This is a genomic window from Actinoplanes sp. CA-142083, from assembly GCF_050942195.1.
In the GTDB taxonomy this organism is placed as follows: Bacteria; Actinomycetota; Actinomycetes; order Mycobacteriales; family Micromonosporaceae; genus Actinoplanes.
On sequence record NZ_CP192076.1, the window covers coordinates 1,242,333 to 1,267,306 of the forward strand.

The 24,974-nt window shown below is 71.1% G+C and carries 18 protein-coding genes; 11 read left to right on the plus strand and 7 right to left on the minus strand.

What is annotated here, in order from left to right:
- Window positions 1–145: 145 nt before the first annotated feature.
- Window positions 146–3,127, plus strand: a complete 2,982-nt coding sequence (locus ACQPZX_RS05935) for a helix-turn-helix transcriptional regulator (RefSeq protein WP_433375435.1) — start codon at window positions 146–148, stop codon at window positions 3,125–3,127.
- On the opposite strand, the gene ACQPZX_RS05940 is transcribed toward ACQPZX_RS05935, so the two are convergent.
- A complete protein-coding gene (locus ACQPZX_RS05940) occupies window positions 3,113–4,138 on the minus strand; it encodes an FAD-dependent monooxygenase (RefSeq protein WP_433375438.1) in 1,026 nt (341 codons plus the stop codon). The genes ACQPZX_RS05935 and ACQPZX_RS05940 overlap by 15 nt on opposite strands.
- An 83-nt stretch (window positions 4,139–4,221) precedes the next feature.
- Between ACQPZX_RS05940 and ACQPZX_RS05945 the strand changes: the two genes are divergently transcribed.
- Complete coding sequence (locus ACQPZX_RS05945) at window positions 4,222–5,829, plus strand: S8 family peptidase (RefSeq protein ID WP_433375441.1); 1,608 nt, start codon at window positions 4,222–4,224, stop codon at window positions 5,827–5,829.
- A 48-nt stretch (window positions 5,830–5,877) separates the two neighbouring features.
- A complete protein-coding gene (locus ACQPZX_RS05950; protein ID WP_433375443.1) occupies window positions 5,878–8,838 on the plus strand; it encodes a LodA/GoxA family CTQ-dependent oxidase in 2,961 nt (986 codons plus the stop codon).
- Here ACQPZX_RS05950 and ACQPZX_RS05955 read toward each other — a convergent pair.
- The gene (locus ACQPZX_RS05955) at window positions 8,789–9,754 is read right to left on the minus strand and encodes an alpha/beta hydrolase (RefSeq protein ID WP_433375446.1); all 966 of its coding nucleotides are present in this window, start codon (window positions 9,752–9,754) and stop codon (window positions 8,789–8,791) included. The two genes, ACQPZX_RS05950 and ACQPZX_RS05955, sit on opposite strands and share 50 nt — an antisense overlap.
- Before the next feature lie 127 nt (window positions 9,755–9,881).
- Here ACQPZX_RS05955 and ACQPZX_RS05960 point away from each other — a divergent pair, with 127 nt between their 5' ends.
- A complete protein-coding gene (locus ACQPZX_RS05960; protein WP_433375449.1) occupies window positions 9,882–10,676 on the plus strand; it encodes an MOSC domain-containing protein in 795 nt (264 codons plus the stop codon).
- Window positions 10,677–10,739: 63 nt separating this feature from the next.
- Window positions 10,740–11,654, plus strand: coding sequence for an expansin EXLX1 family cellulose-binding protein (locus ACQPZX_RS05965; RefSeq protein ID WP_433375452.1), 915 nt, complete (start codon window positions 10,740–10,742; stop codon window positions 11,652–11,654).
- A gap of 129 nt (window positions 11,655–11,783) precedes the next feature.
- Here ACQPZX_RS05965 and ACQPZX_RS05970 read toward each other — a convergent pair whose 3' ends face one another.
- Window positions 11,784–12,305 (minus strand): N-acetyltransferase family protein, encoded by a 522-nt coding sequence (locus ACQPZX_RS05970; protein ID WP_433375455.1) that lies wholly within the window; start codon window positions 12,303–12,305, stop codon window positions 11,784–11,786.
- 182 nt (window positions 12,306–12,487) lie between these two features.
- Window positions 12,488–12,916 carry an SRPBCC family protein gene (locus tag ACQPZX_RS05975; RefSeq protein WP_433375458.1) on the minus strand — a complete coding sequence of 143 codons (429 nt, stop codon included), beginning with the start codon at window positions 12,914–12,916 and terminating at the stop codon, window positions 12,488–12,490.
- Window positions 12,917–12,939: 23 nt separating this feature from the next.
- Between ACQPZX_RS05975 and ACQPZX_RS05980 the strand changes: the two genes are divergently transcribed.
- Window positions 12,940–13,452: a TetR/AcrR family transcriptional regulator gene (locus ACQPZX_RS05980; protein ID WP_433375460.1), complete on the plus strand. Its 513-nt coding sequence runs from the start codon at window positions 12,940–12,942 to the stop codon at window positions 13,450–13,452.
- Here the strand turns inward: ACQPZX_RS05980 and ACQPZX_RS05985 are convergent.
- Complete coding sequence (locus tag ACQPZX_RS05985) at window positions 13,424–14,752, minus strand: MDR family MFS transporter (protein ID WP_433375463.1); 1,329 nt, start codon at window positions 14,750–14,752, stop codon at window positions 13,424–13,426. The genes ACQPZX_RS05980 and ACQPZX_RS05985 overlap by 29 nt on opposite strands.
- 63 nt (window positions 14,753–14,815) lie before the next feature.
- Here ACQPZX_RS05985 and ACQPZX_RS05990 point away from each other — a divergent pair, with 63 nt between their 5' ends.
- Complete coding sequence (locus ACQPZX_RS05990) at window positions 14,816–15,517, plus strand: TetR/AcrR family transcriptional regulator C-terminal domain-containing protein (RefSeq protein ID WP_433375466.1); 702 nt, start codon at window positions 14,816–14,818, stop codon at window positions 15,515–15,517.
- On the opposite strand, the gene ACQPZX_RS05995 is transcribed toward ACQPZX_RS05990, so the two are convergent.
- Window positions 15,491–16,906 (minus strand): arabinose isomerase, encoded by a 1,416-nt coding sequence (locus ACQPZX_RS05995; protein ID WP_433375469.1) that lies wholly within the window; start codon window positions 16,904–16,906, stop codon window positions 15,491–15,493. The genes ACQPZX_RS05990 and ACQPZX_RS05995 overlap by 27 nt on opposite strands.
- A gap of 201 nt (window positions 16,907–17,107) precedes the next feature.
- Between ACQPZX_RS05995 and ACQPZX_RS06000 the strand changes: the two genes are divergently transcribed.
- From ACQPZX_RS06000 to ACQPZX_RS06015, 4 genes are all read left to right on the plus strand, one after another.
- Window positions 17,108–18,400 (plus strand): ABC transporter substrate-binding protein, encoded by a 1,293-nt coding sequence (locus ACQPZX_RS06000; protein ID WP_433375472.1) that lies wholly within the window; start codon window positions 17,108–17,110, stop codon window positions 18,398–18,400.
- A 79-nt stretch (window positions 18,401–18,479) separates the two neighbouring features.
- A complete protein-coding gene (locus tag ACQPZX_RS06005; protein WP_433375475.1) occupies window positions 18,480–19,355 on the plus strand; it encodes a carbohydrate ABC transporter permease in 876 nt (291 codons plus the stop codon).
- Entirely contained in the window at window positions 19,352–20,176 is an 825-nt protein-coding gene (locus tag ACQPZX_RS06010) for a carbohydrate ABC transporter permease (protein ID WP_433375478.1), read from the plus strand. Before ACQPZX_RS06005 ends, ACQPZX_RS06010 begins: the two co-directional genes overlap by 4 nt.
- Complete coding sequence (locus ACQPZX_RS06015) at window positions 20,173–23,691, plus strand: hypothetical protein (protein WP_433375481.1); 3,519 nt, start codon at window positions 20,173–20,175, stop codon at window positions 23,689–23,691. The genes ACQPZX_RS06010 and ACQPZX_RS06015 overlap by 4 nt, the downstream gene beginning before the upstream one ends.
- Here ACQPZX_RS06015 and ACQPZX_RS06020 read toward each other — a convergent pair.
- Window positions 23,618–24,958: a hypothetical protein gene (locus ACQPZX_RS06020; RefSeq protein ID WP_433375484.1), complete on the minus strand. Its 1,341-nt coding sequence runs from the start codon at window positions 24,956–24,958 to the stop codon at window positions 23,618–23,620. The genes ACQPZX_RS06015 and ACQPZX_RS06020 overlap by 74 nt on opposite strands.
- Window positions 24,959–24,974: the final 16 nt, after the last annotated feature.

The following is a 24,974-nucleotide window of genomic DNA, read 5'->3' on the forward strand; positions in this document are numbered from 1 at the left end:
CTCCCTGTTGGGTTTCCGACAACGAGAGTGACTCGTCTCAGCGGAAAAGAGGTCCGTCAAACCCTTAGAATTCGCCGACTCGCACCCTTACACCCGCCGGGAAAGTCGATGTCCGGATTTGGCACGCGCTGGCATACTCCACGGCGTGCGGCGGAGAAGACTCTCCCCCTTGGTCGGACGGCATGCTGAGCTGGCTGAGATCAGCGCGGTTTGGGACGACGTCTGCCAGGGCCAGGCCGCCGGCTTCTTGATCTCCGGTGAGGCCGGCGTCGGCAAGACGCGTCTCGTGCAGGAATGCATCGAGCGGGTGCTCGCGCGTGGCGGTCAGGTGCTGGCCGGCTCGTCGTTCCGCATCAGCTCGGGCGGCCTGCCGTACGGTCCGATCCTCGATGCCCTGCGCCGTCTCCTGCGTGACCGTTCCGCCGGGTCTCTCGCCGAGCTCGCCGGCCCGCGCTTCACCATGCTCGACCGGACGTTCTGGCCGGAGGCCGCCGACGCGCCCGAGGCGCCGGACGGCGACGCGAGCCTGCGCCAGGCCCGGCTGTTCGACGTCTTCCTCGCGCTGCTCGGCCAGCTCGCCGAGCAGGCGCCGGTGCTGCTCGTGGTCGAGGACGTGCACTGGGCCGAGCAGTCCACTCTCGATCTTCTGAGCTTCCTCACCGTGGCGCTGCGCCGCGAGCGGGTGCTGCTGGTGGTGACCTACCGCGACGACGAGCCGGCCGCCGGTCCGCTGCCCGCCGCGCTGGTCGAGCTGCTGCGCGGCGTCTTCATGGCGCATCTGCCGCTCGACCCGTTCGGCGCCGGCGACCTCGGCCTGCTGCTCACCCAGCTGGCCGGCAACCCGCTGCCCGCCGCGATGATCGACGAGATCGCCGATCGCTCGGGTGGCAACGCCTATTTCGCCGAGGAGCTCTTCGAGGCGCGGGGGCTCGAAAGACCAGATCAAAAAACCGAGGTGCCGGCACGCGTACGGGATGTGGTGCTCCTCCGGGTCGGCACGTTCTCCGCCGACGCCCAGGCGGTGCTGCAGGTCTGCGCGGTGATCGGCCGCCGCATCGGGTACCCGCTGCTCGCGACGGTCGCCGAGCTGCCGGAGAAGCCGCTGCTGGCCGCCCTGCGCGAGCTGGCCGCCAACCGGGTGCTGCAGGCCGACACCGGCAACGCCTACCGCTTCCGCCACGCGCTCGCGCAGGAGGCCGTCTACTCCGATCTGCTCCCCGGCGAGCGCGCCCGCCTGCACGCCCGGGTCGCCGCCGCCCTCTCCGAGCGCCCGCAGCTCGGCGACCGGCCGCGCTCGACCGCCACCGCCGTGGTCGCCCACCACTGGGAGGCCACCGGCGACCTGCCCAGGGCCCTGGCGGCCGTGATCGCCGCCGGCCGGGCCGCCGCCGAGGTGCGCGCGTTCCGCGAGGGCCTCACCTACTTCACCCGCGCGCTCCACCTGTGGGAGGAGGTCGGCGACGACGACGCGGCCGACGCCGGCGTGACCCGGGCCGACCTGCTCGCGGCCGCGGCCCGCTGCGCGCACGACGCCGGCGAGCACGAGACCGCCGTACGCCTGGTGGAGGACGCCCTCACGGCGACGCCGCGCCAGGACGTCGTGGCCCGGGCGCTGCTGCACGAGGCGCTCGGCACGTACATGGACAGGGTGGACGGCGCTCGCGCGCTGCGCGCCTTCACCAAGGCCTATCACCTGCTCGCGACCAGCGACGCGCTGGCCGAGCGGGCCCGGGTCACCGCCGCGCTGGCCAACTCGCTGTCGATCCGGGGTCTCTATCCCGATTCGGCGCCGCTCTGGGAGGAGACGCTGACGCTGGCTCGCCGGGCCGGCCGCAAGCGCGAGGAGGTGCTCGGCCTCAAGACCTCGGGCTGGCACTTCGCGATGCACGGCGAGCCCGAGACCGGCATCGGCCGCATGCGGGAGGCGCTGCGGGTCGCCCGCGACGAGGACGACGTCGAGAGCATCTGTCTGACGTACAACCACCTGAGCCTGGCGCTCGACTTCATCGGCTGGTCGGCCGACGCGGTGGCCACGGCCGAGGAGGCGCTGCGCTGGAGCGTGGATCTCGGGCTGATGTTCCCGCCGATGATCGACATGCTCGACTCGATCGTGCTGGTGCTGTACCGCAACGGCCGCTGGCGGCAGGCCGAGGAGGTCGCCGACCGGCTGCTGGCCAGCCACCACGCGGCCGCGCGCGCCCTGATGACCTTCGTGGTGCTGGGCGAGCTCGGCACCGCGCGGGGCCGGCCCGAGGAGGCGGCCCAGCAGGTCAAGCAGGCGCAGGAGCAGCTGAAGAACGACGAGGACCCGCTCGACCACGGCCTGGTGCACGCGGCCGCGGCGGCGTTCGCGATGTGGCAGGAGGACTACGAGACGGCGCACGCCGAGGTCGAGGCGGGGCTCGAGGTGGTCGGCGCGCACGGCGACGACCAGCAGGCGGTGGCGCTCTGCGTGCTGGGCCTGCGGATCGAGGCCGACGAGGCGGAGCGCCGCCGGGCCCGGGGCCGGGCCGGCGCCTCCGAGGACGTGCTGCGGCACGGCACGGCCCTGCGGGACCGGGCCCGATCGCTGTGGCAGGGGATGGGCGTACGCCAGCGGTCGTTCCCCGAGGCCGCGATCGACGCCGCGATGGGTGAGGCCGAGTTCGCCCGGTTGCTCGGCGGTGAGCCGCACCCCGAGGCGTGGGGCGAGGTCGCGGCCGGCTGGGACCGGCTCGCCCGCCCCTACCAGGCGGCGTACGCGCGCTGGCGGGAGGCCGAGGAGCTGGTGCGCAAGCGTGACCAGCGGGCCGCCGAGGTGCTCCGGCAGGCCGGCGAGGCCGCCGAGCAGCTCGACGCCCGTGCCCTGCTGCGCGAGATCACCGCGCTGGCCGACCGGGCGCGGCTCGACCTGGGGGCGCAGCCCGACGCGCCGTCCGCGGAGCCCGACCACCCGTTCCATCTCACCGAGCGCGAGATCCAGGTGCTGGCGCTGCTCAAGGAGGGGCGGCGCAACCGCGAGATCGCCCGCACGCTGTTCATCAGCGAGAGCACGGCGAGCGTCCACGTCTCGAACATCCTGGCCAAGCTGAACGCGGCCAACCGGGTCGAGGCGGCGGCGATCGCGCACCGGCTACACCTGGCCTGAGCGCGCCTTCCAGAACTCCGATTCGGTGAATCTGTTCTCCTGGCGGTAGAACCAGGCCAGGTCGTCGAGGTAGGCGCGGTATTCGGCGGCCACACGGGAGGCGTACGCGTCAATTGCCGAAAGATCGCCCAGCGCGACGGCCTCGGCCGCGGCGATCCCCCCGGACAGCGCGTCGTGGAGACCGCGGGAGGAGAGCGGATCGTGGGCGCAGGCCGCGTCCCCGACGGCGAGCCAGCCGGGACCGGCGCAGCGCGACAGGGCTGAGCTCCCGGCTACCACGGTCTTGATCTTCGGCGGCGTGGACAACACGGCACGCGGTCCGACAAAAAGCGTCGACTTGAGGAGATAATTCCACCTATCAACCGAAATGCTGCGAGCGGCCGCCGCATCGGTGAACAACGCCACCACCAGGCGATCTCCGGGCACCCGGGAGGCGTACCACCAACCGTCGGCCACCGCCTCGACGATGCTCGCCGCCTCCGCGGGCGACGGGTCGGGCAGCAGCGCGACCATGCCGACCAGCCGGCTGTCCACCCGCCGGGGCACGCCGAGCATCCGGGCCAGCGCGCTCGACCGTCCGGTGGCGTCGATCAGGAAGTCGGCCTCGAGGTGATCAACGGTCCAACGAGGACCGTCGCGGCGGACGCCATGCACCTGCCGGGTGAGAAGGGTCCCGGCGGCGTCACGGAGGACGGCGTTGAACGCGGGCCGGTCGAGCTGCCACGACGCCCCGCGCGGATCGAGCATCGCGGGGCGGAAGAACGGCTCGTCCGAACCCCAGCAGGAGAGGAACCCGCTGCTCCGGAGGTGGCCGCTGGCCTGGAAGGACGGCCACACGCCCAGCCGGCGCAACAGGGCGTTGGCCGCCGACGGCAAACCCTCGCCCGGCTCCCACTCGACGGACGGGCGTGGGTCGATCACGACCGGCGAAATGCCGTGGGACGCGAGCGTGATCGCGGCCGCCGCGCCGGCCGGACCGCAGCCGAGCACAACGACCCGGTCAGGTTTCACTGCGCCAGTCTGTCGCGAACCAGGCTGTCAGTTCCACAGCGGGGTGTTCACATGAGAGCCCTACGAGAAGAGGAGTGCGTGCCATGCTCAGCTGCCGATTCGGGGGCAGCTCCGGGTTCCGCCTGGAGCTGGAGGACAACGAGGACCTGGTGGTCGTCCGGTCGGTACGCCGGGGCGCCCGGCACGACGTCTCTCCGCTGTCGTCCCCCAGCCGCACCGCCCAGGACAGGCTCACCCCGTTGTTCGGCTTCCCCGAGGCCGGCGTGGGCGTGTACGCGTCCCCGGTCGGCGACGCCCCCAACATCGCCGTGGTGCTCAACGAGGATCCGGAGATCGAGTTCGCCGGCCGCGGCCTGCGCGACCAGTTCGGCGCCCCGGTCGTCTACACCGAGAACGTGTTCGTGAAGTTCCGCGACGACCTGTCCGCCGCGCAGTGCGCGGCGGTGCTGGCCGAGGCCGGGCTGACCGTCAAGCGCGCGGTCGGCACCGCCGCCAACGCGTACTTCACCGGCGCGCCCGCCGGCACCGGGCGGGAGGTCTTCCCGCTGGCCGAGCGGCTGCTCGACCGCGACGACGTCGACCTGTGCCACCCCGAGCTGGTGCGCGAGGTGAGCCGCCGGGCGATGGCGCCGCAGCAGTGGCACCTGGGCCCGGCCGTGATCGACGGGCAGGACGTGTCCGAACACGCCAACGTGGTGGAGGCCTGGGCCGACACCCGCGGCGAGGGTGTGGTCGTCTGCGTGATCGACGACGGGATGGACGTGACGCACCCCGAGTTCGCGTCGGCCGGCAAGCTGGTCGCGCCCTTCTCGGCGAGCCGGCCGCGCGGCGGCGACCCGCGGCCCGGCGACGGCGACAACCACGGCACCGCCTGCGCGGGCGTGGCCTGCGCGGACGGCGTCGACCACGCGTCCGGCGTGGCGCCCGCGGCGCGGCTCATGCCGATCCGGCTGGTGTCGGGGCTGGGCTCGCAGGACGAGGCCGACGCGTTCAAGTGGGCCGTCGACCACGGCGCCGACGTCATCTCGTGCAGCTGGGGACCGGCCGACGGGGATTGGTGGGATCCGACCGACCCGGTGCACAACCAGGTGGTGCTGCTGCAGGACAACACGCGGCTGGCGATCGAGTACGCGATCGAGCGCGGCCGTGGCGGCAAGGGCTGCGTGATCACCTGGGCGGCCGGCAACGGCGCCGAGAGCGTCGACAACGACGGGTACGCCAGCTGCGACAAGGTGATCGCGGTGGCGGCCTGCAACGATCAGGGTCGGCAGAGCCGGTACAGCGACCACGGCAAGGCGATCTGGTGCAGCTTCCCGAGCAGCAACGGCTCCCCGTCGCGGACGCCGGGGATCTGGACCACCGACCGGCGCGGCCGCGAGGGATACAACATCGGCGACGACTCGGCCGGTGACGCCGCGGGCGACTACACCAACTCGTTCGGCGGCACGTCCAGCGCGTGCCCGGGGGTGGCCGGGGTGGTGGCGCTGATCCTCGCGGCCAACCCCGAGCTGCGCTGGGACGAGGTCAAGGACGTGCTGCGCGAGTCGGCCGACCGCATCGACGACAATCCGAACGAGTACGACGAGGACGGGCACAGCACGCGGTACGGCTACGGCCGGGTGAACGCGGCCGCGGCCGTGCGGGCGGCTCGCGACAAGCGCGCTCTAAGTGTTTTCGTCGCGCAGAACTGAGAGATCTCTCAGCCCGTACGGCCAGTACCTTCGACTGAGGTGTGAGACATGAGCCGGATCGCCTACTGCGCCATCCACCCGGCCATCGGCGTGGCCCGGGTGGGCGACAGCCCCGACGAGTACTTCCTCGGCCCCGAACAGCCGGGCGGCGAGGAGTCACCCGCGTCCTACAAGGACGAGAACGGGCGGGTGAAGCGCCAGGCGGTGAGGTTCCGCATTTTCGCGTACGACGACCGCGACGTCCTCGTCCAAGAGCTGACCGCCGCCGACGCCACCATCGAGTGGGCCGTGCACCTGGTCAACCGCAAGGGCGCCGCCGATCGTTTCACCGGCAGCGGCAAGCGGAACGCCGGCGTCGCCGATCGCGACTCGCTCGTCATCGACCCCGGCCCGCGAACGGTCACCGGCCGCGAGGCCCGCAGCGACCCCTTCGACACCGGCACCTTCCTCGGCGCCCCGGTGCCGCTGGGCGAGCTGCGCACCGACGACGAGGGCCGGCTGATCGTGCTCGGCGGCTTCGGCCGTTCCGCCTCGGTCCCCGAGGACCAGGATCTGCCGAGCTTCGCCGACAACGAGGGCTGGCACGACGACACCTCGGACGGCCCGGTCACCGCCGTCGTGCACGTGGACGGCGCCGAGGTCGAGGTCCGGCCGGCGTGGGTCGTGGTCGCGCCGCCCGACTTCGCGCCCGGGATCGGCAACCTGGTCACCCTCCACGACGTGGCCGAGAACGTGGCCGTCGAGCGTGGCCTGTTGCCCGAGCGCAAGGAGGTCTCCTTCGAGCGTGACATCGTGCCGGTGCTCGCCCGCGCGATGGGGTATCAGTGGGTCAACCAGTCCGCGACCCGCGGCCACCGCCGCGCCGTCGACATGGGCAAGGGCGCCGAGCGGGTCGGCGACTTCTTCGAGGCCGACCACCTCGCCATGCTCCGCGATCCCGGCGAGCGCGGCGTCAAGGCGCGGCGCCGGGTCTTCGCGGTGATCCGCCAGCCGCACGACGACGCGGACGAAGCGACGCAGAAGCGGCAGGCCACTCCCGCCTTCATGCCACAGCTGTCCGGCGACAACGGCACCGCGACGCCCGGCAAGCCGGGCACCTGGTTCACGGTCACCCCGCTGCAGTACCGCCGCCTCGCCCTGTGGGCCGACGGCCAGTTCACCGTGGACTCCATCGCGGCCGACGAGGACGCGGGGGCTCAGCTCGACCGGGCCGCGCTCGAGGCGTGCGTCGGCGGCCCGTTCTTCCCCGGCATCGAGATGAGCCGGCGTGCCCGCGAGGCCGACCGCTACATCGCGCCCTTCCGGTTCCGCCCCGACCAGGCGCCGGGCTGCATGACCGAGAACATGGCCGTGCCGTGGCAGGCCGACTTCACCGATTGCCGGCACTTCTGGTGGCCGGCGCAGCGCCCCGACGACGTGATCGTCGACCAGGACTACGAGGCCGTGATCGACGTGCTGTTCCCCGAGGGGAACTCCGCGAGCCGGCCGATCAACACGACCGCTTTCCCGCGCTGGCGCTGGGACCGCGGCATCGGCGACGCGCCCGCCACCACGCTGGGCGAGGGGCTACGGTACGACAGGAGGCACCGCGAGATGGTCAACGAGTGGTCCCAGCTCGGCTTCGTCACGCCGGCCGGGAACGACACCGGGGTGTTCGTGGAGACCGAGCGGGCGCCGTACGCGGGCCTGCGGCATCGCGACTACTTCCACATCATGCTCAACCTGCACCAGTACCCGGACTTCCTGCCGACGGCCTGGAAGCTGGCCCGCGAGTTCCTCGACACGGCGGCGGCCTATCAGCACGACCCGCTGATCGACTCGGAGCTCAAGCCGTTCAAGTACGAGGAGCGCGCTCTCGACGCCCGCCTGGACAGCATCTATCAGGATCTGGTGGACCGGGTGGCCGCGTACGACCCGGCGCGTGACCGGGCGTTCCGCACGTACGCCGACGCGGTCGACCGGGTGCGGCAGTCCGGGCCGCTCAACCAGACCGACGGCGTGTGGCTGCGCAACGTCGCCACCATCGGGCCGATCGACGACCTCACCGGCTTCCTCACCCAGATCTGGGTGGACGAGGTAGGCGCCGGCAACCCGGCGCAGAACCACGCGAACATCTTCACCCAGACGCTCTCCAGCGTCGGCATCAACACCGCGCCGATCACGAGCAAGGAGTACGCGCAGGACACCACCCTGCTCGACTCGTCGTTCACGCTGCCGCTGTTCCAGCTGGTCGTCTCCCAGTTCACCGACCAGTTCCTGCCCGAGCTGCTGGGCATGACCATGATGTTCGAGTGGGAGTCGGTGGAGCTGGACACCACGGCCCGGCTGCTGGAGCATTTCAAGATCGATTCGACGTACTACCGGCTGCACGTGGCGATCGACAACGCCGACGTGGGGCACGGCGCGATCGCCAAGCGCGCGGTGAAGCGGTACCTCTCCCGGTTCAGCGACGAAGACGTACGGGAAAAGCAGTGGCAGCGCATCTGGAACGGCTATGTCGCCTTCCGGATCACCGGCACCCTCGGCCAGGACCTCATCGACAAGCTCCTCGAGCCGTCCCGGGCCCGCGCCCGCATCCTCGAGATGATCGAGAACAAGAAGAAGTACGGCGCCCTCAACCACGGCGGGGCCGGCGCCGGGATGACCAACAACCTGTTCGACGACCCGTCGCAGCTGCTGGAGACGCTGCAGCGCGGCGGGCAGGTGATTCCCGGCAACCCCGAGGACAGCCCGTTCCTGCAGCAGATGGCGTTCGGCGGCCGGATGTACAAGGTCTTCACCGACGAGGAGCAGCAGGCCTGGGCCGACTGGATCCGAAGCCTGGCCGAGCCGGCGGCCGCCGACCGCGCCGCGCCCAGCCCGTTCGCGGCCGCGGCGAAACCGACCGGCCAGGGCGAGCAGCCCGCCGAGCCGGTCGGGGACGTGCCGCACCTGCTGTACTCATCGTCGGCCGAGGAGGTCAGCAAGCATCCCCGCCGGACCCTGCTGGGCCACGGCGCGGCACACTGAAGGCCAGCCGGAGCATCGCTGTCGCCTGGGCCACCGCCGCGCGTGCGGCGTGGGTCCGGGCGAGCGCGTGCAACGTCATGAAGTCGTGGTGGATGCCGTCGTAGCGGACGGTGGTCACCGCGACGCCGGCCTCGCGCAGCTGGGCGGCGTAGAGCTCGCCCTCGTCCCGCAGCACGTCCGCCTCGTCGACCACCACGAACGCCGGCGGCAGCCCGGTCAGCTCGCCGAGGGTGGCGTTGAGCGGGGCGGCATACCGGTGGGCCCGCTCGACCGGGTCCACGGTGTAGGCGTCCCAGAACCACGCCATCATCTTGGCGGTCAGAAACGGGCCGTCGGCGAACAGCGAGTAGGACAGAGTGTCCCGGGCCGCGCTGGTCGCCGGGTAGTACAGCGACTGATGAACGAAGGTGACATCGCCGCGGTCCTTGGCCATCATCGTCAGCGCCGCGGCCATGGTCCCGCCGGAGGAGTCGCCCGCGACGGCCAGCAGTGACGCATCCAGTCCCCGCGCTGCGCCCTCATTGACGATCCACAAGGCGACCGCGTACGCCTGCTCGAGCGCGACCGGGTATTTCGCCTCCGGCGCGCGGTCGTACTCGACGAAGGCGACCGCGGCGGTGGCGCCGACCGCCAGCTCGCGGACGAGCCGGTCGTGGGTCGTGGCGTCGCCGAGGACCCAGCCGCCACCGTGCAGGTAGAGCACGACCGGCAAGGTGCCCGTCGCGCCGGCCGGACGCACGAGGCGGACCCGCACACTGTCGCCCACGGTGATCCACTCTGCGTCCACCGGCGGCTTGTCCACCGGCATGGACTGCAGCTCGAGGTAGCCGCGACGGGCGGCCTCGTACCCATGGGGTGGCTCAGTTGTGCGGCCGGCTAGCTCCCGCGCGGCGGGCTCGAGCACGATCCGGGTCATCTCCCCATCGTGGCCCGGTCCGCGCGTTCAGCATGGGTCGATCGACTCCTTCGGGCCGTCGAGTCACGGGGTGGACTCCGGATCGCCGACGCGCGAGAGATGGCCGACGACGTGCGAGGCTTTGAGCATGCGGATCGCCTCGCTTCACACGTACCCGGTCAAGGGCTGTCACCGGATCGACCACGACGTGGCGCAAGTGGAGCAGTGGGGTCTCACCGGTGATCGGCGGTGGGCGATGGTCGACGCCGACGGCGTCGCGATCACCCAGCGTGACCTTCCGCTGCTCACTCAGCTGCGGGTGACGCCGCGGCCCGACGGTCTGCTGCTCGCGGCGCCGGGAATGCCGGAATTGTCCATCAACGAGCCCATGGACGGGCCCAAGGAGTTCGTCCGGGTCTTCCGCAGCCATCTGCCAACCCCGGCGCGGATCGCGGAGAGCGAGTGGACCACCGCGTTCCTCGGCCGGCCGGCGCGGCTGGTGTGGCAGGCGGACGCCGGGTCCCGCGCGATCGGTGGCCTGGACGAGGTGGGTGAGCCGGTCACCTTCGCCGATGGGTGGCCGCTGCTGCTCGCCAACGAAGCGTCCCTCGACGCGCTCAACGGGTGGCTGCCCGAGGAGATCCCGATGACTCGATTCCGTCCGAATCTCGTCGTGGAAGGGGCCGCGCCGTGGGCCGAAGATGACTGGTCCGCGCGGGAAGCGAAGCTCGAGATCGGTGACGTCGTGTTGCGGGCCGGGCCGGGCTGCCCACGCTGCGTGGTCACGACCGTGGATCAGGAGACCGGCGCGAAGGGCAAGGAGCCGCTGCGCACGCTGGGGCAGTTCCGGCGGGTGGGCAAGGGGTTGCTCTTCGCGATCAACATGGTGCCGTTGTCGCTCGGGTCACTCGCGGTGGGTGACGAGATTCGGCTGATCGAGTGAACAGCCTTAGGTCTGTCTTAGGAAGGTTGCCCGGCGCGGCCGCGCCGCGAAGGATCCCTCAGCGTGACCGGATCTCGTCTGCTTTCGCCCCGCTGGCTCGCCGCCGGCGGCGCCGTGATCCTCGCCGCGGTGATCGGCGTGGCGCTGCTGCTGACGAACTCCGGCTCGGCCTGCGCGGCGCCCCCGTCCACGTCGGCAAAATCGGGCAAGGCGACCTTCTACGACCTCGGCGGCGGCACCGGCAACTGCTCGTTCCCGTCGGCGCCGGCCGATGACCTCTTCGTGGCGCTCGGACCCGAGCAGTATTCGGCGGGCGCGGCCTGCGGCACGTATCTCGACGTCACCGGGCCCAAGGGCAAGGTGCGGGTCAAGGTCATCGACTCGTGTCCCGAATGCCCGGCCGGCCACCTCGACCTGAGCCGCACCGCGTTCAAGAAGATCGGCGCCGAGGTCGACGGGATCATCCCGATCACCTACAAGACCGTCACCGGCGTCGGCGCCGGGCCGATCAGCGTGCGGGTCAAGGAGGGCTCGTCGCGGTACTGGCTCGCCATCCTGATCGACAACCACGGTAACCAGCTGAAGTCCGTCACGGTCAACGGCAAATCCACGCACCGCGAGGACTACAACTACTGGGTCATCGACGGCGGCGCGGGCAGCGGTCCATTCAAGATCAAGGTCGTTGACGCGTACGGCCACAGCACGGTCGCCAGTGGCGTGAAGCTGTCGCCGGGCGCGACGCAGAAGACCTCGGCTCGCCTGTCCGGCGGTGGTGTCAGCACCACCAAGACGTCGCCGTCGCCGGCCAAGAAGAAGGCGAGCGCCTCGCCCACGCCGTCGACCGCCTCGCCGACGGTGTCGTCGGCCGCTCCCGCGCTCGAGTCGACCGAGGCCGCCGCTCCTGCCGAGGACGTCGAGGTGCCGCCCGCCGAGCAGGCGGTGGACCTGGCCGCCGGCTCCGCCCAGTCCTGCGGCTGACCTCTCTCCCCAAGCTTCCGCGCCCCACTCCCGCCGCGCACCGGGCCCCACCCGGCTGCGCGCGGACCGCCGGCCGCCGGCGGCGACGCCATCGCCCCCAGGGCGTCGCCGACCCGGCGGCCCGCGGCTTTACCGGCTCAGATCGAGCCACATGTATGTCTCGTCCCGGTCGTCGCCGGGCCGGAGGCGCAGCGCCCCCGGAAGCCGGCCCACCTCGCGATAGCCGAGCTTCGCGTAGAAGTCCTCGATCCCCGCGCCGCCCCGCACTGTCACCTGCAGCGCCGCCAGCCCCAGCTCGCGGCCGAGCGCCTCGGCCGCGCGCATGAGCGCCGCGCCGTAGCCCTTGCCCTGGGCCTTCGGCGTCACCATGACCCGCTTGAGCACCCGCCAGTGGTCCTTGAGCGCGAACCGGTTGTCGACGACGAACAGCAGTGCGACGACCTCGTCCCCGTCAAGGCCGACGAGCAGCCGGTCGGGGCCGTCGGTCACCCCGGCGAACGTCGCCTCGGCCACCGGCCACACCTCTTCGGCCGTGACCGGGGCGACGAACCCCACGGCCCCGCCGGCGTTGGTGACCTCCACCCAGAGCGTCACGATCCGGGCGCGCAGGTCATCGGTCAGGTCGGGATCCAGCACGAACTCCACAGGCATGCGGCCCATGATGCCCCGGGTCCGAGCGGACCCGGCGGGGGGCGGCGCACCTGGCAGGCCGTGCAGTCGCGGGCTGGTGCTCGAGCTGGGCCGGGTGGAGCTGACCTTCGTCGACGGCTCGATGGTCGCGCTGGTCCTGGCGGTTCTCGACGTCAGCGTGGCCACCGGCTTCGTCAGGGCGCTCAGCTCGCGCTGATCTGGCTCGCGGCCTTCTCGAAGGCCGCGTTCTCCTGCTTGATCACCCGGGCGATCATGCCGCCGAAGAACGCCGCGAACAGCCCGGCGCCGCGGCCGACGACCTCGATGGACAGGGTGTTCCGAGTGCCGTCGCCGGTCGGCGCCAGCACGTGCCGGCCGATCATGCGCAGGCCCATCCGCCGGGTCTCCCAGGTGAACTCGGTCAGCGGCTCGATCCGCGTCACGGTCCAGACGGCGGCGGTCTGGCCGGGCTGCTTGACCCGCGCCGAGCTGCCGACCCGCAGCTCGCCCGGCGTCAGGACCTCGACGTGCTGGACGGTCGGCATGAACGTCGGCCAGTTCGCGACGTCGGTTGTGAGGCGCCAGACGACCGACGCCGGCGCGTTGATGACGGTGCTGTGCTCTCGATGCATACGGTGACTGTACCATTTGGTACATGCCCTCTGAATCCCGCGAAGCCCTGCTGGCCAAGGTCATGGAAGCCGCCGCGAAGGACGGCCTCGCCGACCGCAGCCTCCGCGAGATCGCCGCGAGCGCCGGCACCAGCCACCGCATGCTGATTTACCACTTCGGGTCCCGCGAGGGCCTGCTCCGGGCGATCGTCGAGGCGATGGAGGCCCAGCAGCGGGCGGCCATGACCGGCGACGATCCGCACGAGGTCATGGCCTCGCTGTGGGAGCGGGTCTCCAGCCCCGAGGTGCGCCCCTTCGTGCGCCTGTTCTTCGAGGTCTTCGCGTTGACGAGCCGCGGCGACTCGCTCACTTCCCCCTGGCTGGACGAGGCGGCGGCGGTGGCCGGGAGGCTGGGTGTGGAGCCCGACCGGGCCGCCCTGCGCCTCGGCGTGGCGGTGACCCGGGGCCTGCTGCTGGACCTGCTGGCCGGCGCGCCCAAGGAAGAGGTCGACGAGGCCTACGCGGTCTTCATGCGCCTTTACGAGGCTCGCGGATGAACAGGGCCGGCAGCAGCGCGACGGCGGTGATGCCGAGCGCCCACCCGAAACTGTGCGCGAACGCCGTCGCCGGCACGACGCGGCGCAGCGACGACTGCAGGACGGTGGCGAGGAGCGCGGCGCCGAGGGTGGAACCGATGCGGATCAGGATGGTCGACGCGACGGTGGCGTGCGGGATCGCCGGCTTCGGCAGCGACGGGTAGGCGCTGGCCAGCACCGCCGGCGTGACGGCGCCGTGGCCGAGGCCCATCACGAAGGCGGCCGCGACCAGCACCGGCCACCCCGTGCCGGCGTCCACCCGGGTCCACGGCAGCATCCCGGCCAGCACGAGCGCGATGCCGGCGACGGCCGGCCGCCGCGAGCCGAACCGGTCGGCGAGACGCCCGGCCAGGGCCATCGTGACGATCGCCCCCGCGCCCAGCGGCGCCACCAGCAGCCCCGCGCCCAGCACGTCGCGCCCGCCCACGACCTGCGCGTACAGCGGGATGAGCAGCAGCACGCCGGACATCGCGAGCGAGTAGCAGAACAGCACGACCACCGCGGTCGTCAGCGGCCGGTCGGTGAACAGCCGCAGGTCGATCAGGGCGCGCTCGCGCCGGCGCAGCGCGTGCACGACGAACGCCGCGAGCAGGACAACGCCTTCGACGCGGCCGTAGATCAGCAGGGCCACCGCGGGGGAGAGCAGGGCGAGGCCGAGGAGATCCAGGTCGGTCCGCTCACGCTCACCGGTTTCGGGCGGCAGCAATCGTACGGCGGCCAGCAGCGCCACCGCGCAGATCGGCACATTGATCAGGAACATCCAGCGCCAGGACAGGTGATCGAGCAGCAGTCCACCGAAGACCGGTCCCAGCGCGGGCGCCAGCATCGCCGGGATCGAGACGACGGCCATCGCGCGGGCCATCCGCTGCGGCCCGGCCTGGCGGGCGAGCATCGTCTGCGCGGCCGGGACGAGCAGGCCGCCGCCGACGCCCTGGATCACGCGGAACGCGATGAGGCTGCCCGCCGACCACGCCGCGCCGCACAGCACCGAGCCGGCGAGGAACAGAGACAGGGCGGTCAGCCAGACCGGCTGGGCGCCGTAGCGCAGGATCGCCCAGCCGGTGACCGGGACGGTCATCGCGAGGGCCAGCAGGTAGCCGGTGAGGACCCACTGGATCGTCGCCAGCGGCGCGCCGAGGTCCCGGCCGAGCACGTGCACCGCGACATTGACGATCGTGGAGTCGATCAGCGTCATGATCGCACCGAGCGCGACCACCACGGACGTGTTCCGCAGGGCGGGGTCGAACTTCGTCGTGGCCATGTCGTACAGCGTAGCGCTTCGCCGTACGCCGTATCATTTTTTGTACGGTGTATGGTGAGCGTGATGGGCGAGCAGCAGGGCCGGGTTCCGGTGTGGGCGCGCGAGGACAGCCGCCGGCGCACCACGCTGAGCCGCGACGCGATCGTCCGCGCCGCGGTCGCGATCGCCGACGCCGAGGGGCTCGACGCGGTGTCGATCCGCCGCGTGGCCGCCGATCTCAGCGCGCGCGCGATGAGCCTGTATACGTACATCGACAGCAAGGAAGATCTGCTCGACCTGATGGCCGACGAGATCGCCACCGAGACGCTGCCGCCCGGCGAGCTGCCGGCCGACTGGCGCGAGGCGACGATCGCGATCGCCCGCCGCGAGCGCGCGACGACCCTGCGGCACCCGTGGCTGGTCGAGCTGGTCACCCGCCGCTCGGTGCTGGGCCACGTCGGCCCCAACATGCTGCGCCACAGCGAGGAGTCGATCGCCGCACTGGACGGGCTGGACGCCGACGACGCGTGGAAGTGGCGCCTGCTGACCGCGGTGGCCGACTACAGCACCGGTTTCGCCGTCCGCGAGTCCCGCGAGCACGAGCAGGCCCGCACCGGCCAGGGCGAGCTGCTCGAGCCGTACCTGTCGCAGCTGGTCGCGGGCGGGGAGTACCCGCACCTGGCCCGGATGCTGGAGACCGGCCGCCCGGAAGACGACAACTTCGAGCGCGGGCTGCGCTGGTTGCTGGCCGGCTTCCTGTCAGACCTGCCGGAAGTCGATGCCTAGCAGGCTGGCGGCGGCCTTGTAGTCGGCGGCCCGGTGGTCGAGCGAGAGCGACCAGTGGTGGCCGACGCCGGAGGCGCTCCAGTCGTCGACCCATTCGCCGGGGTCGCGGCCGAAGTCGACGCGGCTGGTGGTGTTGCCGATCGCGAGCAGCGGCCCGTCCACGACGGTGCCCTCGGCCGCGATGAACGACAGCGAGCCGTCACGGTCCTGGCCGAGGCCGAGCAACGTGACCGGGCCGGGCCGCACGTCGAACTCGACGCTGACTCCCCAGCCGCGTTTGCCGTGGTAGACGCCGAGGCCGCGGAGCAGTGGCTGTTTCGCGCTGACGGCCAGGTGGGCCGGCCCGTCGTGGCCCATCTCGACGACGTCGTCCTCGAAGTTCAGGGCTTGGATCTCGCAGAACGAGCCACCCGCCCCGGCCACCTGGGTCGCGAGCTGGGCGACGGTGGTGCGCAGCTCGTACTCGCCGGTGGCGGGGATGCCGCGGGCGGTGAGCAGGGACGCGCCGAGGATCATGCCGGCGCCGAGGCGCTCGTGTTGCTCGCCGTTCAGGCCGCGGTGGTAGTAGGCCAGGCTGTCGAGGTCGAAGTCGTCGGCGAGGCGGTCGAGGCCGACCGAGACCTGGGCGCCCCAGGCGAAGTCGTCATCGTTGACCGACTCGTCCAGCGTGAAGATCGTGCGGGCCAGCTCCATCCGGTCGGCGACCTCGCCGTCGGTCACCGCCAGCACCCGCTCGCGCAGGTCGTCGAACTCGAGCACCTCGACGTGCGAGCCGAACGTGGTCGGCAGCAGGGTGAGGTCGGTGGAGACGTCGAGCATGCCGGGGTAGAGGTGACCCATCAGCCCGTGCCGGGCCGTGCGCAGGGCGGCGCGGATGCGGGCGGCGGTGGTCCACTGGGCGATCCGCCGCCAGGCCGACTCCTGCCGCAGCCAGCCGGTCACCGACCGGAACTCGATCCCGGCGCGGCGGAACAGGTTGCCCACCTCGGGCACCGGGCACTGCCCGCAGTAGGCCAGCCAGGCGCCGGTGTCGAAGGTGGCGTGATCCATCTTCTCGGTCGGCTGCAGATCGATGACCAGCACCGGCGTGTTCGCCCGCTGCGCGATCGGCAGCACCATCGACGACGTCAGGTACGTGGTCAGGAACAACACGATCAGATCGCAGTCGGCCTGCCGCAGCTTCTCGGCCGCGACCGCGCCCTCCTGCGCGTCCGAGATGAAGCCGACGTCGGTGACCTCGGCGTCCATCTCCTGGAACCGCTCGGAGACGTACCGCGCGGACTCCTGGAGCTGGGGAAGCAGGTGCGGGAACTGGGGCCAGTAGGTGCCGAGCCCGCCCGCCACGAGCCCGATCCTGACCTTCCGCCGGTGCTTGGGGATGAGTGTCACGGGAGCGATTTAACACCACCGGGCGTAGATATCACCAGGGTTGTAGCGCCGGATTTGCCCGCATTGCAGCGCCTTGCTGACGGTTCTGAGTAGCATATTTCTCGTCCTTGACACGCTGATCTCGCACTCATACGCTCCCGCTAACAAGATTTTCCGTAGTTTTAACAAGACACATCACATCGCGACCGGGATGAGGAACGTATGGCAGCGATATCAGACGGGCTCAGCCGGGCCCAGTTCCTGCGGATGATCGGCGGGCTGGCGGCCGGCGCGGGCGCGGCGGGCCTGCTCTCCGCGTGCGGCGACGGGTCGTCCGGCGACGGGCCGGCCTCGCTCACGGTGGTCGGGGTCGCCGACGAGAAAGCGCCGCTCGACCTGCTGACCAAGGCGTACACCGACGGCGGCGCCAAGGTCACCTTCAAGACCTCCTACGCGCCGACCGACCAGGTGCAGACCTCGCTGCGCACCCAGCTCAACGGCGGCAACGCCCCCGACATCCACGTGCTCTACCCGGGCAGCGGCAGCGCGATGTCGACCACCGACATCGCCAAGACCGGGCTGCTCGCCGACCTGAGCAGCCAGCCGTGGGCCGCCAACATCCCGGCCAACCTCAAGTCGTCGTTCTCCTACGACGGCAAGGTCTACCTGTTCTCCTCCGGGGTGGCCGGCATCGGCGCTATCTACAACAAGAGCGTGTTCGCGGCGGCTGGGGTCGAGGTTCCGAAGACCTACAACGAGCTGATCACCGCGTGCGAGAAACTGAAGAAGGCCGGCAAGGTGCCGATCGCGCTCGGCGCGCAGACGCCATGGGTCACCCAGCTCATCACGTACGCCTTCGTGGCCTCCAACGTCTACCGGGACGCCCCGGACTTCGACGACCAGATGCTGGCCGGCAAGGCGACGTTCCTGGACTCGGGTTGGAAGCAGTCGATGACGCAGTACATGGACCTGCGCGACCGCGGCTTCTTCAACGACAATCCGAACGGCACCACGCTCGAGCAGTCCACCTCGATGGTGGCGAACGGGCAGGCGGCCATGGCCGTGCAGGTCACCCCGCTGCTGCCGGCCTTCCGGGACGCGGCGAAGAACAAGGACGACATCTCCATGTTCCCGTTCCCGACCGCGGACTCGGCCGACCAGGTCTACATGTGGGCCGGCGCCAACGTCGGGGTGGGCGTGCACGAGAAGAGCAAGGACAAGGACGCGGCGCTCAAGTTCATCGAGTTCCTGGGGCAGCAGGAGAACCTCAACAAGTGGTGCGACGCGGTCGCGGCCATCCCGCTCAAGCGCGACGCCAGCACCAAGCTCGACCCGGCCCTCGAGTCGTTCCTGCCGCTGCTGGACGCGGGCCGGGTCGCGCCGGTCGGCCAGCGCTGGCCGAACGCCGAGGTCCAGCCCACCCACTTCTCGGTCATCCAGGAGCTGCTCGGCAAGAAGACGACGGTCGAGGACGCCCTGAAGAAGATGGACGAGGTCTACAAGAAGGACGCATGACGTGAGCACATCGAGCGTCACGGACGCCGTACGGGATGAGGCTCCTGCTCCCCCGGAAGCGCGACCGGCACGCCGGAGAGTGACCAGCCGTCTGGGCCCGCCCTGGCTCTTCGTGCTGCCGGGGCTGATCGTGTACGCGGCGATAGTGCTCTACCCCAGCATCTCCGGCATCGTGTACGCGTTCACCGACTGGTCCGGCCTCGGCGACTGGTCGTTCGTCGGGCTGAAGAACTTCGACACGCTCTTCCACGACGAGCAGGCGCTCGGCGCGCTGAAGAACACGCTGCTGCTCACCATCGCGATCGTGGTGGTGCAGAACGGCATCGGCCTGGCGCTCGCGCTCGGCGTGCACAGCCGCATCAAGAGCCGGATCGTGCTGCGCGCCGTCTTCTTCGCGCCGGTCGTGGTCAGCCCGGTGATGGTGGCGTTCCTGTGGAAGTACGTCTACAACCCCGCGCCGGACGCCGGCCTCAACGGGCTGCTCGGCGCGGTCGGGCTGGACTCGCTGCGGCAGGACTGGCTCGGCAACCCGTCGCTGGCGCTGTGGTCGGTGGCCGCCATGGTGGTCTGGCAGTGCGCCGGGTACTCCATGGTGATCTTCCTGGCCGGGCTCGAGGGCGTGCCCGCCGACCTGCACGAGGCGGCCACCATCGACGGCGCCGGCCGGTTCAGCCGCTTCCGGTACGTCACCTGGCCGCTGCTCGCCCCGGCCACCACCATCAACCTGATGCTCTCCACCATCGGTGGGCTCAAGCTGTTCGACCAGATCTTCGCGGCGACCAACGGCGGCCCCGGGTACGCGACCGAGACCCTGTCGACGGTGCTCTACAAACAGGCGTTCGTCTTCGGGCGGTTCGGCTACAGCACCGCCGTGGCGCTCGTGCTGGCCCTGTTCGTGGCGGCCGTGTCGCTCGTACAGATCCGTTACCTGCGCGCCCGGGAGGACCAGACGTGAACCGGTACCGTCCGCGGACCTTCGCGCTCGAACTGCTCATGGTGGCGGTCGGCGTGGCGTTCCTCTTCCCCGTCTACGCGCTCATCACGCTCTCGCTCAAGGACGCCGGCCAGATCTCGAGCAGCCCGCTCGGCCTGCCCAGTCCGCCCACGCTGAGCAACTACTCCGAGGCGTGGTCGTCCGCGTCCCTCGGGGGCGCGCTGCTGAGCAGCACCGTGGTCACCGTCGTCAGCCTGGTGCTGCTGATCGCCATCGGCTCGTGCGCGGCCTACTTCCTGGCCCGCACCAACACCCGGCTCGGGTACGGGATGTACGTGCTGTTCCTGCTCGGCATCGTGCTGCCGTTCCAGCTCGGCATGATCCCGCTGTACAACTTGTTTTCCCGGCTCGACCTGATCGGCAGCTATCAGTCGATCATCCTGTTCTACACCGGGATCCAGCTGCCGTTCACGATCTTTCTCTACACCGGCTTCATCCGGGCGCTGCCGGCGGAGTACGCGTCGGCCGCGCTCGTCGACGGCGCATCGCACTGGCAGGCGTACACCAGGATCGTCTTTCCGCTGTTGCGCCCGATCACCGGAACCGTGCTGATCCTGAACGCGGTCTTCATCTGGAACGACTTCTTCACGCCGTTGCTCTACCTGGCCGGCTCCGACCATGAGACGGTGCCGGTGCGCATCTTCGCCTTCGTCGGCCAGTACGTCTCCGACTACGGCCTCGTCTTCGCCGGGCTGGTGCTCGGCGCCATCCCGATCCTGGTGATCTTCCTGGTGCTGCAGCGGTACGTCATCAAGGGCTTCGCGAGCGGGCTCAAGGGATGAACTCGTCGTTCTCCCCGGCGGCCCTGTGGTGGTGGAGCGGCGAGCCTCTGGACCGCGACCGGCTGCGGTGGCAGATGGTGCGCTATCGCGAGGGCGGTGTGCACAACCTCGTCGTCATCAACCTGGCCGCGTCGGGGCCGCTGTTCGGCAGCGACCCGGATTCGCCGGCGTTCTTCTCCGACGACTGGTGGGGCGTTTTCGAGTACGTCTGCGCGTGCGCGGCCGAGCTCGGCATCTCGATCTGGTTCTACGACCAGATCGGGTTCTCCGGGGCCGACCTGCCGGCCCGCCTCGTGGAGCAGAACCCGTCGTTCGCCGGGCAGTGGCTGATGCCCGACGGCAGCGTGACCACGAGCGGCTTCGACTACCTGTCGGTCGATGCGTGTGCCGCGCTGCTCGACGCCGTCCACGGCGAGTTCGAGCGGCGGGTGGGGCGTCTGCTGGGGAACGTGATCGTCGGGTCGTTCCAGGACGAGTTGCCGGCCATTCCGACGTGGTCGTCGTCGTTCCTTTTCGAATTCGAGAGGCGGCGCGGCTATGCGCTTTCTCCCCATCTGCTGGACGACGTCGACAACCCGGCCGGTGACGCCGTCCGGCGCGACTATCACCTGACCCGGGCCGAGTTGGCCGAGGAGGCCTTCTTCCGCCCGCACGCTTCGTTCCACGAGAAGCATGGGCTGCTCTCCGGCTGCGACCAGCAGGACCCGGCACGCAACGGCGATCCGGCGGGCGGCGTGCGGCTGTACGCCGACTACGCCCGCACCCACCGCTGGTTCAGCGCGCCCGGCGCCGACCACCACGGGGACATGCGGCTGCACTCGTCGCTGGCCCACCTGTACGGGCATCCGCGGGTCTGGCTGGAGGCGTTCCACTCCAGCGGGTGGGGCGGCACGCTGGAGGAGACGTACGACTGGCTGCTGCCCTTCCTGCGGGCGGGCGCCACGCTCTACGACCCGCACGCCACCTACTACTCGACCAAGGGCGGGTGGTGGGAGTGGGCGCCGCCGGCCACCGACTGGCGGCAGCCGTACTGGGCGCACCACGCCGTCTTCGCCCAGGCGGTGGCGCGGCTGTGCGAGACGCTGTCGCGGGGACGGCACGTGTGCGACGTGGCGGTGCTGATGCCGACGACGACCGTGCAGTCCGCGACCGGGGTTCCGGTGCTGGGCGGGGCGGAGGCGGCGACCGGCGCCGCCGCGCGCGAGGCCCAGCGGGTCTATCAGGAGCTCGTCGGGGACATGACCTGGTTCCGCACCGTGCCGGGGGTGCTCGACCGGCTGCGGCGCGAGGCCGACGTCATCGACGACGACTCCCTCGCGCGTGCCTCCGTCACCGACGCGGTGGTCCGGGTGGCCGACGAGGCGTACCGGGTGGTGGTGCTGCCCGCTTGCACGGTTCTCGACGCGCGGGTGGCCGAGCGGCTCGACGCTTTCGTGACCGCGGGCGGGCTGCTGATCGCGGTCGGGGTGGCGCCGGCTCAGCTTCGGGGCCATTTCGAGGCGGGACGGGCTCATCTGCTGCGCAGCGCCGAGGACCTGGGCGCGGTGCTGGCCGCCGTGCCGCCGCCGGTGGAGGCGCCGGTGCCCTCGCTGGTGCGGGACGTGGACGGCACGCGGGTGGTGTTCCTGCCGGCGGCCGCGCCGCGTGCCAGCGACGTCTCGGTGGGGGCGCCGGAGGAGCGTGGGATCTCGCTGGGGTGGCTCGACGCTTCGTACTCGTTCGATCCGGGGCGCTACCATTCCGACATGCCGGTGCGGGTTCGGGGCGTCTCCCCGTACGCGGTGCTGGTCGATCCCTTCAGTGGGCGGCAGCAAGCCTTGCCGTGCACTCAGGTCGGCGATGCGGTCGACGTGCGGGTGCCCTTCGATCGTGGGCCGGCGGCGCTGTTGGTCTTTCCGCCGGTCTCGGTCCCGCTTTTTGAAAAGCCGCTCACGGCTGCGCAGGAGCTCGACGGGGAATGGGCGATGGAGCTGGTGCCCACATTGGACAACACCTGGGGCGACTTCGCCCGGCCGGCCGGGGCGCCGGTGCCGGTGGAGCGCTGGGAGATGCGGCATCGCTTTGAGGAGGAATGGGCGCCGGCTTACGCCACTTTCGGCCCCCATGCTTCCGGGCTGAGCTACTCCACCTCGCGCGGCATCCGCAAGGATCCGATCCACCGGGAGACGTTAGGCCCCAAGGGACATGTGCCCGAGGAGTTCCTGGCGCTCGGGTTTGTTCCTCGTCGCCGGCCCGCCCGGCTGCGCACCGACCTCATCGTCGCGGCCGGCACCGAGGGATGGCTTGCGGTGGGCGCCGCGGCCGCCAAGAAGGGCACGCTCGACGGATCGCCGCTCGCCTTCGACGACAACGGCTATCTGGCGTTCGCGCCGGTGCGCCTGACCGCCGGGCGGCATGCGCTGGACCTGGTGCTGACCCCGGACGAGGATCTCGACCTGCGGGCGTACGTGGCGGTGGTCGGCGACGTCGAGCGCTTCGCCCGGCCGGAGTGGATCGCGGCCGGGGGCAAGGGCAACCGGGTCGTCTTCGAGGCGCCGACCGCGGCGGGAACCATCCAGGTGGCCGCCCGCGACCGGTGCGTGGTGCGGGTCGACGGCGTCGAGATCGGCCGGCAGGGCGGCTTCGAGCCGTACGCCGAGCAGGAGACGCCCCGGGTCCGCCGCTACCAGGTCCCGGCCGGGACGCTGTCGGTGGAGCTGGGCGAGGGCGCCATCCTCGTCGACGGCGCGGCTCGCAGCGACGGGCAATGGACGGCCACCCGCGACGGCCATCCCGTGCCGACGATCGTGCGCCGCCGCCAGTACGGCGACCCGGCCGCCCTGCACCTGCCGCGCCGCCCGCACCCGTTGCCGGGGACCGCCTGGCTGGAGGACAGCCCGGCCGACGGCACCGTGCTGCCGGTGGTGCTGGCCGATCCCGAACAGGCGGCGGTGCAGTGGCTCTCGTTCGTGGTCCCGCCCGGCGCCACCTCGCTGACCCTGTCGGCGTACGGCGAGGTGGTCGTGCACGTGGACGGCGTCGAGCTGGCCAAGGGCGCCGGCGACCCGGTCGCTCTCACCGTCGACCTGGACGGCTCGGGTGGGCCGCGCGAGTGCACGCTGCGGGTGGTGACCCGGCCCGGCTTCTCGCACGGCGCGATCCTGGCCGGGCCGGTCACCTTCGAGGTGGGCGCCGGCACGATCGCGCTGGGTGACTGGCAGGAGGTGGGGCTGCCCGAGTACAGCGGGGGTGTCCGCTACCGGCAGCGTTTTCAGGCTCCGGCGGCGTCCATCGTGGACCTGGGCCGGGTGCGCGGGACCGCCGAAGTCATCCTGAACGGGCGGTCGCTGGGGGTGCGGGTCTGCGCGCCGTACACGTTCGAGGTTGGCGACGCGCTGCGGCCGGGTGCGAATGAGCTCGAGGTGCTGGTGTACAACACCCTGGCGCCGTACCTGGACGCGGTCAGCCCCACCCATTTCGTGTTCCACGGCCAGAAGGTGTCCGGCTTGTTCGGCCCGGTCCGCCTCCGGTGGTGACCCAGGGAGTTTGCGCCGGCATCCTCGTTCGTACGCGGTTGCGGAGAAACATCGCCACGGTCAACAGGGTCAAGAACGGTATCCAGGCGAGCGCGTAGGCGGGCCAGTACCGGCTCAGATCCAGGATCGAGGCCTGGTCATCGACATCGCTGCTGTTGACGCTGAAGAACGCCAGCAGCAGCGTGGCCGGGACGGCGATGGTCGAGCCGACTCCCAGCAACACGGAAAGGATGCGATCGCGCCGCTCGCGAGCCTCCTGCTCGGCCGCGTCCAGGACGGCGCTGCGCGCCTGGATGACCGTGACGAGGCGGTCGACCATGCGGGTGGTGTTGACCAGGGCAGCGTCGATACCGACGACGTCATGCAGCGAGTGGCGGTATCCCTGCATGCGCCCACCCGGGAGCAGCACGCTGTCGATGTAGGCCTCGACGCCGAAGCTCAGGTCGAGTTGCACCTCGCTGAGCTCTTCGGCCAGGCGAGCAAGGACACTCCGGGCCTCGGCGATCGACGGCGTGTCCGCGGCGGCCTGGAACTTGAGGGCACGAAAGGCGCGGTCACGGGATCGGCGCATGACGCCGAACGCGCCGATGACCATCAGGACCACCAGGGTGAGCGCGTCCTGGACGCTGCGGTCCCAGCCCGCGGTGACGGTGACCCGCCGGCTGTGCACGGTCACCGCCTCGCCGGGGAGGTTCAGCACCTCCGGCGTGCGGGTGTCGAAGATCGAGGGATGGTTCGCCGGCCCGCGCAGCTCGCGGTCGACGACCAGGGTGGCGGTGGCGAGCGTGGGCTGCGCGAGGATCTCGTCGGCCAGCGCGCCCCCGGCGAAGACCAGCTCGTGAAAGTAGCCGACCGAGATCGACGCGGACGAAGGGACGTCCAGCACGTCCGCGATCCGCTCGGTCAGTCGCTGGTCCCCGATGGTGATGTGATCCCGGGACGCATCCATGAAGGTCAGGTAGTCGCGCAGCTGTGCGGTGCTGGTCGAGGGGGCCGCCGTCGCCTCGATCAGGATCAGCGTGTCTCCGCGGACCGTCTGGAGCACGATCAGGAGCACCTCGGAGAACAGGGCGCCCAGTTGACCGCAGTATTCATCGGGTGCGATGCGCTGGGTCGAAACGACGCTCGGGAGGAGATGCGCCGCCTGCTCGACGAATCGTTGACGCGTACCGATGTCGATGATGCTCCCGATCGACTTTCCGTCGCCGGGGGGCGCGAGTTGAGGGGTGAGGTTGTAGACGGAGACGACACGGGTGGCGGTCGACATATCTGGACCATGCACG